General features: G+C 66.6%; 11 protein-coding genes. All 11 read right to left on the bottom strand.

What is annotated here, in order from left to right; all coding sequences use genetic code 11:
* Positions 1-94: 94 nt before the first annotated feature.
* A complete protein-coding gene (locus tag AC3WLX_RS36300; protein WP_492339377.1) occupies positions 95-910 on the bottom strand; it encodes an ArdC family protein in 816 nt (271 codons plus the stop codon).
* A 657-nt stretch (positions 911-1,567) separates the two neighbouring features.
* The gene (locus tag AC3WLX_RS36295) at positions 1,568-1,726 is read right to left on the bottom strand and encodes a hypothetical protein (RefSeq protein WP_492339376.1); all 159 of its coding nucleotides are present in this window, start codon (positions 1,724-1,726) and stop codon (positions 1,568-1,570) included.
* A gap of 456 nt (positions 1,727-2,182) precedes the next feature.
* A complete protein-coding gene (locus AC3WLX_RS36290) occupies positions 2,183-2,770 on the bottom strand; it encodes a hypothetical protein (RefSeq protein ID WP_492339375.1) in 588 nt (195 codons plus the stop codon).
* Between the two features lie 395 nt (positions 2,771-3,165).
* On the bottom strand, positions 3,166-3,579 hold the full coding sequence (locus tag AC3WLX_RS36285; protein ID WP_492339374.1) for a hypothetical protein: 414 nt from the start codon (positions 3,577-3,579) through the stop codon (positions 3,166-3,168).
* The gene (locus tag AC3WLX_RS36280) at positions 3,576-4,469 is read right to left on the bottom strand and encodes a DUF7007 domain-containing protein (RefSeq protein WP_492339373.1); all 894 of its coding nucleotides are present in this window, start codon (positions 4,467-4,469) and stop codon (positions 3,576-3,578) included. Before AC3WLX_RS36280 ends, AC3WLX_RS36285 begins: the two co-directional genes overlap by 4 nt.
* Positions 4,466-4,942 (bottom strand): UCP036055 family protein, encoded by a 477-nt coding sequence (locus AC3WLX_RS36275; RefSeq protein ID WP_492339372.1) that lies wholly within the window; start codon positions 4,940-4,942, stop codon positions 4,466-4,468. Before AC3WLX_RS36275 ends, AC3WLX_RS36280 begins: the two co-directional genes overlap by 4 nt.
* Positions 4,943-5,033: 91 nt before the next feature.
* Positions 5,034-6,719: a ParB/RepB/Spo0J family partition protein gene (locus AC3WLX_RS36270; protein ID WP_492339371.1), complete on the bottom strand. Its 1,686-nt coding sequence runs from the start codon at positions 6,717-6,719 to the stop codon at positions 5,034-5,036.
* A 248-nt stretch (positions 6,720-6,967) separates the two neighbouring features.
* Entirely contained in the window at positions 6,968-12,070 is a 5,103-nt protein-coding gene (locus tag AC3WLX_RS36265) for a helicase-like domain-containing protein (RefSeq protein WP_492339370.1), read from the bottom strand.
* Between the two features lie 168 nt (positions 12,071-12,238).
* Entirely contained in the window at positions 12,239-12,844 is a 606-nt protein-coding gene (locus AC3WLX_RS36260) for a DUF1419 domain-containing protein (protein ID WP_492339369.1), read from the bottom strand.
* Between the two features lie 328 nt (positions 12,845-13,172).
* Positions 13,173-14,057 (bottom strand): DUF3991 and toprim domain-containing protein, encoded by an 885-nt coding sequence (locus tag AC3WLX_RS36255; protein ID WP_492339368.1) that lies wholly within the window; start codon positions 14,055-14,057, stop codon positions 13,173-13,175.
* A 206-nt stretch (positions 14,058-14,263) separates the two neighbouring features.
* Entirely contained in the window at positions 14,264-14,440 is a 177-nt protein-coding gene (locus AC3WLX_RS36250) for a hypothetical protein (protein ID WP_028343048.1), read from the bottom strand.
* Positions 14,441-14,597: the final 157 nt, after the last annotated feature.

The following is a 14,597-nucleotide window of genomic DNA, read 5'->3' as shown; positions in this document are numbered from 1 at the left end:
CCGTTTTAGCCGATCTCCACAGGCCAGCTGCGCTTAGAATCTTCCTTCACATTATGATCTGCTGCTGATTACTGGAGTAATGGCGAGCTCGCCATTACTCCAGCCAGGAGGCGATGTAGCGGGCGTGGTCGGGTCGTGGCTCAACACTGAGGTTGAGGTCGGCGCAGATCATGGCGCTGAGAAGCTCGACCGTGCATTCTTCCATGGCGTAGGCGGCCGAGCCGAATCGTCCGGACAGATCGCGGTCGAGGCGATGTTTGGCGCCGGAAGCGTGGCCGCATTCGTGGAGCAACACGGCGTAGTAGGCAATTGCGTCCCGGAAGCAGGCGAAGTCCGGCATCTGCACGCAGTCCTTCGATGGGATGTAGCAGGCCTGCGATCCGCCGTGGCGAATATCGATGCCAAGGGCGGCGCAGAAGCGCTCCGCGTGCTCGATCCGCTCGACCTCGGGAAGCACCGGCAGCTCGGGCGGTGTGTAGCCGTCGACCTGGGCGGCATTGAAGACAGTGTAGCCGCGGGCAAACAGGCGCCGGGCGGGCTCGTGATGATTGTCGTCGCCATCCTGACGATCTGTGTCGCTGCTGCGATCCGTCGTCTTCCAGAACACGACGAGGTGGCCGTGCTCGCCCTTGCGGACTTGGGCGCCGAGCTCCTGCCATTGGCGATAAGTGCCCCAGATGCCGGCGGGATAACCGGACGCCTGCGCCGCAGCCCAGAGCGAGAGGACGTTGACGCCACGATAAGACTTGCGTGAGGCAACGTTGACGGGCGTGGTGATGGCCGATCCGTCGTGATGCCATGGCATCCGGTACTCGCCGGCGCCGGCCTCGATGGCGGCGATGATCTGGTTGGTGACGCGCTCGTAGATATCGTTGCCGGTCCGGGCCGGGCTGTTGGTATCGGTGATCATGGGTGGCTCCTGTGCTCGCCCTCTCCGCCGAGGGCGAAGCGGCAGGGGCAGACGCGGCGAGCCGGGCCGTCCCACCCTGTTCACGGTCGCTGGTGCGGAACAGGGTTGACGGGCCGGCAGCGTCTGCCACAACCGAGCCCCTGCCTCGACGGGCGCGCGCAGGAGACGTCGGCCATGACCGATGGCCGCAGGACCGGCCGGCAGTGAGATATTGCGCGGCTCTCAGCCAGCGCTGTCTCGCAGCGAGCGCCGCAGCGGAACGACCTTGGCCTCATTCGATCGCGCCAGTTCATCCTGCAAGCCGGCAATCACCTCGTCACGCTCGCAACCTGCAACGTCAGCACCTGGATGTGCTGCGCGAGCGCGCGGGTCGGCGCGCGCAGTTCGGCCATCTCGGCACCGCGCACGGGCCCGGAGCTCGGCTTCAAGGGAGCGGACGCGATCCTTCAGTGCTTAAGGAGATGATCGCCGGTGGCGGGCTTCGGCAGCACGGAACTCGGCGAGAAGATCGACCGCACGGTTCGCCGTTGCCCGGCCGACGCCGGCCTCGCGCCAGATTGGAGACGGTGAGCGCGCCGTTGGTGCGCTCGGGCCGACCGTCGAGCAGTCGTGCCATGGCCGCCTTCAATGCCGCCTCGCCCTTCGGACCCAGGCTGGTCATGCATCGCCATCCATCAAAGGTGCTATCAGCCGACGCTTGCGTTCGTTGTCACCCCCAATGGCGGCGCGCTGCAGCGGCGACAGGCGCCGGTCGGCGAGCAGGCCTTCGCCCTCCGCGATCAAAGTTTGCCACGGCTCACGGTGTCGATCGGTCAAACAGGCGTTCGGGCAGCGATCGGGCTGCATCGTGACAAGGCGGGCACCGTTCGTTCGGCATCGGATGGGTCTCTGAGGCAGAGCGCTGTTGCGGCATCGAAAAGGCAATCATTGAGGAAGCCCACATGTAAGGTCCGGCCGAGATGGGCAAGCATGGTGCGCAGTCGATTGCGATCCATGATGCGGCCCGGGAGATCGCCAAGCTCGCTCTGCACACGCGCGACGACAGAAACGCCGGACCGGAACGCAGTGGAGGACGGCAAAGCCGTTGCGCTGCCGCGCCGGCCGGAGCATCGCCCGAAAGCCGGTACGGGCCGCGACGTGCGCTCGATCCCGGGTCATTTCTCTTTGCTCGTTTGCGCCGTCGCGATCTGCGACATGAAAAAGGCCGGTCCCGAAGGACCGGCCGATATCGGATCGTGAGCGAGAGGCGGGGCCGAAGCCCCGCTGGCGGCGTCACCCGAACGCCGCCATCTGAACCTCGGCCGCCTTGCGGCTGACGGTCTCGCCGGGTTGTTCGGGCTGGCGCTCGAACGGCTTCCAGCTCTCGCCGACGACGTGCTCGTAGGCTGCGGCGGCGCCTTCGGCCGCCATGCGCAGTGCGTGTGCCTGAACGGCGACCTCGGCGGCGAATTCGCGCTTGCGCTGGGCTGCGGATTCAAAGCCCACCGGTCCGTCCAGATCCTCGTCGCGCGTGTCGTTGGCTAGCTTTGCCGTCGCCTCGCGTGCTTCGGTGACCGCGCGGCTGTAGAACTGCCCGGCGCCGTGGGCCGAGCCGACATAGGAGCCGACGATGCGCTGCAGGTGAATCTGCATGGCGCGTTCGTTGACGCCTTCGCCGAGAGCGTCTGCGGTCTCGGTGATGAGGCGTTGGTGGAGATCGCGGATGCCGTCGCTGTCGAGGACGGGGAGGCCGAAGCTCTCGGCGATGCGGGTGGCCTGGGCTTCGTCCGGGCAAACGAGCCGGACCATTTCGACTGTGGTGCCGCGGCGGAGTGGCACGACGGGGGCGCTGGTGCGGGGTGCGCGAGCGGTTTTGGTCATGGTGAAGTCCTTTTCTGGTTTCGCCGTCGGGTTCGGTCCGGCCCCTGCCGGACCTCCCTTCGGGTGCGGTCGCCTAGCGCCGCCGGAGCGAGGGCCGCTTCAAGGTCCGGGGACCGCCAGGCGAGCAAGGTCCGGTTGCGGACAAGCGGGGTCCCAGCCTGCTGGGCCGTGCGCCGGACGCGGCCGGGCCTTGCCGAGATCGGTGGTCTCCGGTCGCTTGCGACTTGGCCTTGAAGCGGACCGCCGGGGGCGCAGACCGCAGCAAACCCGAGGGGAGAGCCGACAGGGTGCGGGCCGGATTGGCGATGCCGGAAAGGTTCGCCCTAGCAGATCGCCGCCGCCGCGCCATGATCGAGACGTTCGCCTGAGCGAGCCGCAAGGTCGAGTTGGTCCCGCTATGCCGCGGCGCCATGCCGCTTCCCCGGACGACAGTCGGCCGGAGTGTGACATTCGTCCGTGCGATGTGCGCGCTCCGAGTCGTCACGAGCGGGGCCAGACTCCGGCGCGCATCGGGCCCGCAACGCCTCGATTGCGGCATCCTGCCGGGCGAGCTTGCGCGAGAGGCCATCGATCTCCGGCTGGCGCGCTGCCGTGATCGCCGCAAGGTTCGAACGGTAGCGTTCGAGGAACGCCCTCGGGTCGGGCGGCTTGCCGCGGCGGTATCCCGACCGCTTGCGACCGAGCTGTGGGATCAGCGCGGTCATGCGACGGATGATCTGCCGGTCGATCATGTCGAGTTGGCGCTGCGTCTGACGGCGCGCCTCCTCCATGCGCGAAAGTTGGGCGAGGCGCTCGGGGGAAGCTTTCATGGCGACGTCCTCTCCTGCCAGGCGATGAAGCTCGACGGCCCGGAATAGACCGGGTGGCGGGTCTCATCGACGACGAAGCCGAAGCGACCGATGCGATACTCGTCTGACGGGACCAGGAAACGCCGCTCCTCGGTGCCGGCGCCACGTCGGCCGCCGGGCGTGGCGACGACCTCGACGAAGCCCTTCTCGTGATCCGACGTGATCGCCGACACGACGATCCAATCGGCAGCGTGTTCCGTCTCGAAGGCGCGCCGATCCTTCTCCCGGGATTCGCCGGGCTGGAGCACAGTCCCGAAAATCGCCTCCCACGCATCGGGCCAGCTATCCTTGATCGTGCGCTCCGCGCAGCGCCGCTCGTAGCTGGTGAACAGATTCGGGAAGGTGATCGCCACGATCGCCCAGCCCTCGTCCTCCTCGTACCAGCCACCCCGCGCGCGCAGCATCGAATGGACGCTGCGGTTGCGTTCGGCGGAAAGATGAAAGCCGCCATGGCCCGCCGTCGAATGGCAGACGACGCCTTCCGCATAGACGGTCGCGCCCTGAGATGAGCCCCAAGGCGTGTTCGCCGTCGAGGCGATGTCGCGACGGCCGAGCGCGCGCTTCTCGCGCTGGTGGTCGGCGTTCTCCGCGATCTTCGCGCGGAAGGCGGCCTCGTCGGCGAGATCGCCGAAATGGCCGTAGAAGTCGGAGTGCTTCCATTCGGCGATCGGCCGGCTAATGCACCAGCCGGTCGCGAGATAGTGGCGACCGTCGCGCGCCGGCAGCATGGCGAAGGCGGTGTCGGCAACACGCGCGGCAAGGAAGCCGTCGCCGCTGCGCCCGAACGCAACCTCCGGGGATCCGGAGGCCGAGTCATCGGTCATGGTGGTGGAGAGTGCGGGCGCGGTCATGCGGCGGTGCTCCCCTCCGCGACGTCGGCCGCGACCGCATCGGCCGTCACCTCGTCGAGAACGGCATTTGGATAGCGGTGGCTCTGCAGCCAGGTTTCGGCATCGGCGCGGCTGCCGGCGAGATAGACCAGCTCGGCGTCCTCGCCGGGCCGGTCGAGCACGCGGACCGCGCCGGCCTTCGGGCGTTCGGTCACAGCGAATTTTAGGTCGCTGTCGACCGAGAACGAGCGGTGGACGCGAAGCACCACGACGCCGTCGCCGCCATAATCGCCGGTGTGCAGCGTGATGCTCGCACTGATGACGGTGTTGCCGACGCGGCGTTCGGGCTGCTTGCGGATCAAGCGACCGCCGCTATTGCGGTGTTCCCAGGCCGCGAGCTTCTTGCGGTGCCGCTCCGGCGGCCGCGGCGTGCCGTCGAAAAACCGGACGATCGCGCCGAGTGGGACGAGGTCGAAGATCAATTGTGCGGACATGGACGTCCTCCTGTTCATGGGGGTGGAAAGGAAGCCGCCGCCAGCTGAGCTGGCGGTGGGGTGTCGTTCGGATCGTTTGGGTCGGGACGGGCTATTCCGCCGCCTCCGAGAAGGTCTCGGAGTCCGAGGGGTCGTCGCCATCGCCATCCGCGGTTTCCGGGTCCTCGACCTGGTCGTCGGCCTCGTCGTCTTCGACGACGGCGTTCTTCGCCAGCCACGACGACAAGGCGACCTTGTCGGGAGCGAACAACGCGGCCGGATGCACGAAGCGACCCTCCCTGAAGTGCTCGACCAAGGCGATGCGGGTGTCCTTCACCTTCAGGCGCGGAAGAACCGGCGTGTCCTTGCACGAGCCTTCGAGCGCGGCACGCGACAGGCACGACAGGAAATCGTCGGTGCCCATGTTCGGCAGGAAGTTGTCCGCGCCGACGACTTCACCGGCGACGCGGGCGACGATGCCGCTGTCGGTGCGGTTCTCCCGGCACGACAGGACTTCCGTGAGGGTTGAGCGCGCCGCGACGCGGAGCGTGTCGATGTCGAGGACGAGCTTGCCGCCCTGATCGAATAGCGCCGCGGCATGGCGGGCTAAGCGCCGGTTGCCGTAGTAGGTCCCGCCGCTGCCGGAATCAACCGAGACGTTCTGGCCGGCGAAGGCGAGGATCAACAAGGCCATCAGCGTGTCATCCTCGATCGGAGCGCGGCCGAGCGCCTCGTGCAGGGCGTCCGTTCGGAAGTCGCCGATCATCTCGAGGCCCTTGCGCGTCACGTCGGGACGCGGCTTCGAAACTGTTGCGAACTCATCCGCAGCGTCGTTGTCGGCCGCCGCAGCCTTGCCTGCCGCCTTCTTCGCCGCGGGCATGCGGTAATGCACGGTCTGCACCCGGCCGTCACGGTCCAGATACATCGCGGTGCAATCGCTCTTCGAGGCCTTGCCGTAGACGCGCTCTGCCTTCGGCGGCAGCTTGACCTCGCCCCAGTTCGTCGTCTCAGCGATGACGCCGCGCTTCGGCAGGTTATTCGTCATCCATTCCTGCTGGGCGCCGAGGAAGGCCTCGACATCCCTGGTATAGCGGCTGTCCTCATCTGCTGGCGCGAACAGATCCTCAGCCCACTGGATTCCGTAAGCCTGGGCGAGGTCGTCGCCGAAGCTGGCATCACGTGCGTACATGCGGGCCTTAGTCAGAGCCTGCGCCACGCTAAACCACGACACCTGCGGATCGGCCTTGGAGGGCTTGTGCTTCTTCCAGACCTCCTTCTGCTCATCCAGCGAGGCGGAGGCGATGGTGCGGAGCTGCCGCTCGTCGGGCATGTCGCCCTTGGCCATGTGATCGAGCATGGCGGGCAGCACGTTCGCCAAGAGGCGGAGCTTTCTGATCTGCCGCACCGGCAGCGCCAATGCGACGCCGATCGCTTCTTCGGTCCAGCCGAGCGCGACGAGGCGTTCGATCGCGCGCCACTGGTCGACGGGATTGAGCGGTTCGCGGGCGATGTTCTCGATCATCGAGCGCATGGCGCCGCTATCGTTGGCCGCCTCGTCGACGAGGACATCGATCTCCTCAAGGCCGGCGGCGATCGCCTGTTTCACGCGGCGATGACCGGCGTTGATGACATAGCCGTTGCCCCCGCCGGTCTCGGGCGTGATGACGGGCGGCTGGACGATGCCGACGGCCTTGATCGTCGCGAGCAGCAGGGCGTCGGCCTGCGGCGCCGACTTCGTCTGGCGCATACGGTCCGGATTCTCCTTCAGCGCACGCGGATCGATCTTGATGAGTTGCATGGGATTTCTCCTGTTCGGGGTTGGTGGACCGCGCCTCGCGGGTCCTTCCTCGTCTTCTTTCCGAAGACATCCCCCGGCCCGCGGAGCGGTCGGGCCGGCACAACTGCGGCCGAGCATCCCTGTCCGGCCGGACAAGCAGGGCTCTTAAGCCCTGCGAAGGACGACGGGCCGGGATCGCGCAGGCCGCGGTTGAGCGTCAGCGTTGCCGGCCTGGCCGATCTGCGAGCGGGCCTCACTTTCTTTCCTCATCACGCTGCGATGGCGTTCTCGCCGCTCCCCTCCACATCCCTCGCAAGGGCCTTCTCCACCTCCGCCAACTGCCGGCGCTTCTCGGTGAGCTCTGCAGCGAAGGCGAAGTCGCCGTCCTCGCGCGCCTGATACGAGGTGAACCTGCGGCGTGTATCCGCGAGACGCTGGCGATAGCGCTCGCGCTCGCCCTCGAAATCTTCCAACCCATGCTCCAGTCGCGAGATCGCGCCGAGCGGCGTGACCGTGACGGGCAGCTCGATCTCGTCATCCGCGCCGGTGCGTAGCAGCACGGTGGTGTAGCGGTAACCGTCGCGGCCGAAGCGCTCGCCGGAATATTCGAGGTCAAAGCCGCCGATCGAGGCGATCACAATCTCGCCCTCCTGCTGGAGCTGTACGAGGGTCAGGATCTCCTTCATCAGCGCGCGGCCGGCCTCCTTGCGCTCGACATATCGCTTGCCGGCCACGCCCGCGGCGAAGGAGTCGCCGGCCGTCGCAACGCGGCGTTCAATATCCTTGCCGACATCTGCGATCCGCCGCGTGCAGAACTCGATGTCGCGCTCCGCGTCGCGGATCTGCCGGCGGACGGCGTGATGATCATCGATATGCGCCGCGCGGAGACGTTCCAGCCGCGCGATGTCGGCTTCCAGTCCCGCCTTCTGCATCAGCCGTTGGTCGCCGCTGGCGATCGCCTTGGCCATCGCGAACTGGTTGGCCTGACCTTCGCCGAGGTCCTCGAGCCGGCGAATCGACGTGTCGCCCGAAAGCGCCGCGGTGATGAAACGGGCCTTGCGCTCATTGTTCTGCCACATGCTCGCGTCGAGCGAGCCCTCCGTGGCATAGGCAAAGATGTCGATGACATCGTGCTGATTGCCCTGACGCTCGATCCGGCCCTCGCGCTGCGCTATCTGCGACGGCAGCCACGGCACGTCGAGGTGATGGAGCGCCTTCAGCCTGAGCTGCGCGTTCACGCCGGTGCCCATCGTGTCGGAGGAGCCGATCAGGAAGCGGACCTTGCCGGCGCGCACGTCGCCGAACAAGCGCTGCTTGGCCTCGGACTTCCTAAAGTCCTGCATGAAGGCGATCTCGGACGCCGGCACGCCCATGCGGACAAGCTCGTCCCTGATCCAGCGATAGGCCGAGAAGCTGCGTGTCTTCTCGACGCTGATCGTTCCGAGGTCGGAGAAGATCATCTGTGCGGCCCCCGGCAGCTCGTAGGGCTTGCCGTCGGCGCGCACGTAGCTGTTTGCCGATGTCTCCTTCCAGATGCGGAAGGCATTGGCGACGAGCAGGTTCAGCTTGTTGTCCGGCTCGTTGTCGCTACCTGGATGGACCAGACGCAAATCGATTGCGGCATGGCGGCCATCGGTGATGACGGAAAGCAGGATGTCGTCGCCCGGCTCCGGCGGCCGGTCGCGCATCTCGATGGCCTTGATCCGCGCGTCTAGCAGGGACTGGTAGCGCCTGAAGGCCGGGGTTGGCTTTGCGGTCAGGATCTGCCGCTTGCCCGTCGAGATCGCCGGGACCTTCACGTACTGCCGCAGGTCCTCCGGCATCACCACGTCGGCGAAGGACCGGAACATGGCGATCAGCTCGGGGACGTTGACGAAGGTCGCGAAGCGCGTGACCGGCTTGTACTTGCCGGACGGCTGAAGCTCGAGCTCGGTCGAGACGTCGCCGAAGGTGGAGGCCCAGGCGTCGAACTCGTGCAGCCCGCGATCCAGAAGCGCGGCGTAGCCAAGATAGCGCTGCACCGAGAACATCTCGCCGAGCGTGTTGGTGATCGGCGTGCCGGAGGCGAGCACCAATGCCCGGCCGGGGTTCTTTGTCGCGATGAAGCGGGACTTTACGTAGAGGTCCCAGGCGCGCTGCGAGCCTTTGGGATCGACGCCCTTCAGCGTCGACATGTTGGTGGCGAAGGAGAGCTTGCGGAACTCCTGCGCCTCGTCGACGATGATCTGGTCGACGCCGACCTCCGAGAGGGTGAGGAGGTCGTCCTTCCGCGTGGCGAGCGCTTCGAGCCGTTCCTTCAATCCCTCTTTCAATCGCTCGAGCCGCTTGCGCGAGACCCGGTCGTCGCTCTCGACCTTGGTCAGGAGTTGCTCGTAGAGCTCGAGCTCGTCCTGGATCATCTGCTGCTCGAACGCAGACGGCACGCCAATGAAGCGAAAGGCGGAATGGGTGATGATGATCGCATCCCACGTCGCGGTCGCGGCGCGCGACAGGAAGCGATGCCGCTTGTCCTTGGTAAAGTTGGTCTCGTCGGCGACCAGGATTCGCGCGCCTGGATAGAGCGCCAGGAACTCGCGCGCCGCCTGCGCCAGGCAATGGCCGGGAACGACAAGCATGGCCTTGGCAATCAGGCCAAGGCGGCGCTGTTCCATGATCGCGGCCGCCATCGTCATCGTCTTGCCGGCGCCGACAGCGTGGGCGAGATAGGTCGCGCCTGAGGCGATGATGCGCCAGATGCCGCGCTTCTGATGTTCGTAGAGAACGAAGGCGCCCGAGGCGCCCGGCAGCTTCAGGTGCGAGCCGTCGAAGGTGCGCGGCACGATGTTGTTGAAGCGGGCATTATAGACCCGCGCCAGGCGATCAGTCCGATCCGGATCAGACCAGATCCAGTTCTGGAAGGCGGTCTTGATCTTGTGCAACTTCTCCTTCGCCGCCTCGGTATCGACGACGTTGAGGATACGACGCTCGCTATCGCCGTCCTTGATGGTGTCGAAGATCTGCGGCACTGAGGAATTGAGCGCATCGGAGAGAAGTTGGCCGGCGTGCCGCCGCTCGGTGCCCCATTCGGACGTGCCGGCGGCCATCCAGCCGAGCTGCCGGGCCTCCACGGTCCACGTTGCGAGTTCCGGCATGTGGTGGATTTTGATTTCCGCACCCATCGTCTCCTTGACGAAGGCGACAATGTCGGCGGCGGGAATCCAGGGTGCACCAAGCCGCGCGGTGATGTCGGAGGGCCGGAGATCGGCAGGTTGCACCTCCCGCAGGGCCGCCACATTGCGCTCATATTCGGGATCGAGCGCGGCCGCGGCCTCGACTGCCGCGAGCTTCGATCGGACTGCGCCTGAGAGATAGGCGTCGGCGGTCTGCCACGACCCATCGGCCGGATCGCGGAAGATGGCGCTGCCGAGTTCGGCGATCACGTCGTCCGCATCGCGATGCACGAGCTCGGCGATGTGATCGGGATCGACATGGCCGCGCTCGTTGAGCACGACGGCCAGCGCGTCGGCGGCGCTGGTTATGACGGGCGGCGCCGGCGGGGCGATCACCCGCTCGGTGAAGATCGGGCCCGGCCTCGCCGTATCGGATTCGAGGTCGTAGTCCTCGATCGACGCGACCAGCCAGCAATCGGGATCGTCGAGGAAAGGCTGCAGGTTCGGCCGGCGATGCATCTCGCGGACCTCGCCGGTTTCCGGGTCTTCCGTCGTAGAGACGACGGTCGTGTTGATCGGGCCGAAGGCGCGGACGAAGTTCGACCAGGCGACGCGTAAGCGGACCTGCGCATCCTTCCAAGGCCGGTCGAGCTCCTGGCACTTCAGCACCTCGCGGACCGCGTCGCGGATCGGGATCAGCTTCTGGACGATCCGGACATGCTTCTCCGGAACACCCTCGGCACTGCGGCCCCTGCGCACCGTGACAGCGACCGGCTCCCCATTGAGGATCTGCATCAGACCATGCCGGTGATCGAGGAGATAGCTGCCCTCGCGCGCCGTGAGGCTCGCGGAGCTATCCGACTTCGCCGGCACGGCCTCATCCTCGCCGTCAGGGTCGATCGCCTCCGGTTCGCGGTCATAGAGGGCGTCCGGAAGGAGGGTGATCGCCTCGGCCAGCACGAGCGCGAGGTCCTCGCCGTCCCTGGGAAGGCAGGTGTAGGTCTCGCCGAACGGACCGGAGGTCAGCGCGTGCGCGCCGAGCACAAGGCCGGGATGGCGCGCAAACCAGCGGTTGACGCGAATCGCGCCCTCGTCCTCGATCACCGGGCGCACCTCCTCCAGGTCGAGCCAGGACAGGTCGCCCTCCGGCTCGCCGTGCTTGCGCCGACGGAAGAACAGGATGTCGACCACGACGTCGGTGCCGGCATCGGCGCGGAAGCTACCTTCCGGCAAGCGGATCGCAGCAACGAGATCGGCATGCTTGGCGATCAGCTCGCGCGCGGAGCCATCCGCCTTGTCCATCGTGCCGTGCGAGGTGACGAAGGCGCCGAGGCCGCCCGGCTTCAACAGCTTGACCGCCTTGACGATGAAATAGTCATGGAGTCGCAGGCCTTGCGAGCGCAGGGCGCGATCCGAGCGGACGGTGCGATCGGAGAACGGCGGATTGCCGATCACAAGGTCGAACCGCGCCGGCAGCTCGGTGCGCGCGAAATCGCCGGTGACGATCCGCGCCCGGGGCTGCAATAGTCGCGCGATGCGCGCCGTAACGCGATCGAGCTCGACGCCGGTGACGTGGGAGACCTCGCGCAGAACCGGCGGCATCAGCGCCGGAAACAGGCCGGTGCCGATGCCGGGCTCGAGCACGCGTCCGCCGCGCCAGCCGAGCCGCAGCAATGCCGCCCAGATCGCTCGCACGATGAACTCCGGCGTGAAATGGGCGTACTGGGTGCAGCGCGCCAGCGAGGCGTAGTCAGCATCATCGACCGCATCCTGCAGATCGGCGCCAATCGCGTCCCATCCCTTCGCGAACTCGGTTTCGCCCGGCCGGCGGAAGATGCCATTGGCAAGCTCCGACGCGCCGAAGCCGGTAAAGCGGATCAGTTGCCGCTGCTCGTCAATCGTCGCGGGCCGCTGCTCGGCCTCGATCTGTGAGGCGAGCCGGACCGCTGCGACATTGTCGCGGGCGCGCTGCTTCCAGTTCCTTGCGAGGCCGCGCGCATCGGCAAGGTAGAAATTGTCGCCGCGCTTGCGCGAGCTGGCCGGGGAGGGCTGCGTCGACGAGACCGCCGGCCCTGCGGGGGCCGACGCCGACGGCGGCGGATTGCCATCATGATCGTCGTCGCCGCCGGGATCGGGGCCGAACGCGGTAACGCCAAGGCCGAGGCCCGACCAAAGGGCGGTGTTGCCGAAGTGGTCGAGGGTGAAAGGATCGTCATGCGCCATTTGGAAATGTCCTTCTGCTGGGCGCGCGCAGCCGTCCGCCGGCGCAGGCTGCGACCGAGGGCATGGGCGCTTGCGGGATTGACGGAGAGCCGGCGCCAGGGCCGGATGCGGAAATGCGAAGCCCGGCGTGTGGCCGGGCTGCTCGCAGGTCGGGAAGGGAAGGGGAGGCTAGGCCGCGATCGTCTCCGGCAGATGGCGCAGCTGCACCGGCAGCTTGGCCGCGATCTCCGCCTCGCAGAGGTCGTCGAGAATCTTCAGGACCGTGCCGCGCTGGCCCGCGTAGACGGGCACGGTGCGGCGACCGCGCATGGGCGCGGGCCAGCGTTCGCCGGCATAGCCGCGATAGTCGTCATGCGTGCTCGACCAGATGTGCTCAAGCCGCTCGTCGCGCGTCATGGCGCGGACCGGCCGCGATTCGCGCTCAATGATCTCTGCCTTCATCCGCTCGGGCGAACCCCGGTCCGACAAATCGCAATAGCCGTGGAACCAACGCGGCCTGCCGTCGATGATGAGCGCGAAGAAGATGCTGGTGACGCTGCCGGTCATGAATTCGCGCATCGCGAACATGTCGGCGCGCATGAACAGCGGGGGCAGGATGTCGAGCATGTAGTCGTGCTCCCGCTCGTTGATCTCGAACCACTCACCGGCGAAGAGATGCTGGCCTTCACCTTCGGCCATCGCGGGGTCACCACGATGGCGGTTGAACAAGCGGTGCATCTCGTGGCGCGTCGCAACGCCTTCGAAGACTTTGCGGATGCTGGGGGAGGTGTGCATGGGCGGCTCCTCTTGGCCTGGCCGGACTGACAGCGCGAGCGATCCGCCTGATCCCTTCGTCACTTCAGTCCTTCATCACACCTCCTCGCCGGCCGCATCGAAGGTCCGGCGGGTCAAGGGCCGCGAAACGCGGGCGAAGCTTCACCCTTGACGCGCCGGCCGGGCATGCGGCAGCGCTTCATTTCCATTTCATTTTCCCTCCCTCATTGTTCGATCCCCTCTTCCTTTGCTCAACACCAAGGCGTCAGAGACCCACTCATTTGAAGGCCTTGGCGCGGCGCCCCCACGCAGCCGGCGCGTCGCCCTGGCGAGCCGCATCAGTTAGACGTCAGGCGCTCAAATCCTCATTCCAGTCGCCGGCGCACGGCCGCAAACGGGCATAACGCGCACTTGCATCTGCGGCGATGGCACGAATTCGGTCGGCGTAGACCTCGCCTTGCCGATTGTTGTCGGTTGCTGCCACGAGCCAAGCATTGGCGCGCTTGGCCAAGCCGCGGATGGCCCCGTCGGTCGCGGGCGACCAACCGCCGCCGGTGCTGACATAAAGGGTGTCAGGCCGCAGGACCTCGATTGCGGCGAGGCTCATGGCATCGATGGCCGCCTCCGTGATACAGATCCGCTCGGACTCCTCCGACCCGAAGCGAAAAAGCTCCTTGCCGCCGTCCGTGGCGAAGCCCCGCCATCCCGGTCCACGCTCCTCCCAGCCTGTAAGCACTCCAGCAGAATCGCTATGCGCCGCCCACATGCTGCCTTGGGGGCCCTCTCGCAACCGGTCGCTAGCGACCGCCTGCTTCACGATGTCTGCCGGCAGCCCGCGCTCGCCGGTGAGATAGCGCCAGGCTGGCGAGCCGGGGCGCGGCCCCACGCGATATCCCCATCGCTCCACGATGGACGCAAGGGCCTTGGGCCTTGCCGGGCGCTGCCACGCAGGTGCAGCGGGGACGAAGCCAACCACATCCGCAACACGATCACACGCTTGGACGAAACCGTGGGCACCGAGGTGTTCGGCAAGTGAAAACACGTCCCCTTTCGCCGGCGACAGGGGATCGAACCAGCCGCGGCCCTGGTGGATGACGATGATGATGTTGGTGTCGCGGCGATACTTGATCGCACGGCGGGTACTTTCCTTGAGATCGACCTTCCAGCCGTCTTTCTCCAGCAGGGCTGCGCAGCCAACATTTTCGCGCAGCTCTTCGATTTCTCTCTTGTCCATTGTTTGCACCGGCGTCGCGCACGCGGCGTCCGGCCCCTTCTTCTGTTGGTCTCACTTGTTCCTGGCCTTGCGGCACATCCCCGAACGGCCGCGAAGCCTGCCGAATGCAAGGGCGCGCGTACAAGCTGTCGAATTTGTCAGATACCTGGGCGCGGCGAAGCTTCCCTTGCAGCCGGCATGGCGCCAGCGGCAACCGGTCACCCGGCTCAATGAGCCGGGCACCAGGGGTCATATTCATGGACGATGGCGTCCTGGTCGCCGTCGTATTCGCTGGAGACCATCACACCGAATTCGCTCTCAGCCTGGAAAAGTATGACAGGTACCATCAGCGTGCGGGCCAGATCGAAGGCGTGGTTCTGAGCGAGGGTGAGATTGTGCGACATTGAAAGGCTCCCGTCTTGCGGCGGGGACCATCCCCGCTCGACAGGCGCCGACGTGTTCGGGGGCGGCCGCGGTCACCTCCAGAGGCGAAGCCGAAGAGGTCGCACGCTTGCGTAGCGAACCCCTTGCGGGTTGATCGTGGAAGGCCGCACCAGAACC

The organism is Bradyrhizobium sp. FW305-F6 (genome assembly GCF_058782905.1).
This window is presented reverse-complemented; position numbering and strand designations above follow the sequence as displayed.

Excerpts from the sequence above, each read along its gene's own strand:
- AC3WLX_RS36290 (WP_492339375.1), bottom strand. The coding sequence starts at position 2,770 with ATGACCAAAACCGCTCGCGCACCCCGCACCAGCGCCCCCGTCGTGCCA.
- AC3WLX_RS36255 (WP_492339368.1), bottom strand. The coding sequence starts at position 14,057 with ATGGACAAGAGAGAAATCGAAGAGCTGCGCGAAAATGTTGGCTGCGCA.
- AC3WLX_RS36265 (WP_492339370.1), bottom strand. The coding sequence starts at position 12,070 with ATGGCGCATGACGATCCTTTCACCCTCGACCACTTCGGCAACACCGCC.
- AC3WLX_RS36280 (WP_492339373.1), bottom strand. The coding sequence starts at position 4,469 with ATGACCGCGCCCGCACTCTCCACCACCATGACCGATGACTCGGCCTCC.
- AC3WLX_RS36260 (WP_492339369.1), bottom strand. The coding sequence starts at position 12,844 with ATGCACACCTCCCCCAGCATCCGCAAAGTCTTCGAAGGCGTTGCGACG.
- AC3WLX_RS36285 (WP_492339374.1), bottom strand. The coding sequence starts at position 3,579 with ATGAAAGCTTCCCCCGAGCGCCTCGCCCAACTTTCGCGCATGGAGGAG.
- AC3WLX_RS36275 (WP_492339372.1), bottom strand. The coding sequence starts at position 4,942 with ATGTCCGCACAATTGATCTTCGACCTCGTCCCACTCGGCGCGATCGTC.
- AC3WLX_RS36250 (WP_028343048.1), bottom strand. The coding sequence starts at position 14,440 with ATGTCGCACAATCTCACCCTCGCTCAGAACCACGCCTTCGATCTGGCC.
- AC3WLX_RS36300 (WP_492339377.1), bottom strand. The coding sequence starts at position 910 with ATGATCACCGATACCAACAGCCCGGCCCGGACCGGCAACGATATCTAC.
- AC3WLX_RS36270 (WP_492339371.1), bottom strand. The coding sequence starts at position 6,719 with ATGCAACTCATCAAGATCGATCCGCGTGCGCTGAAGGAGAATCCGGAC.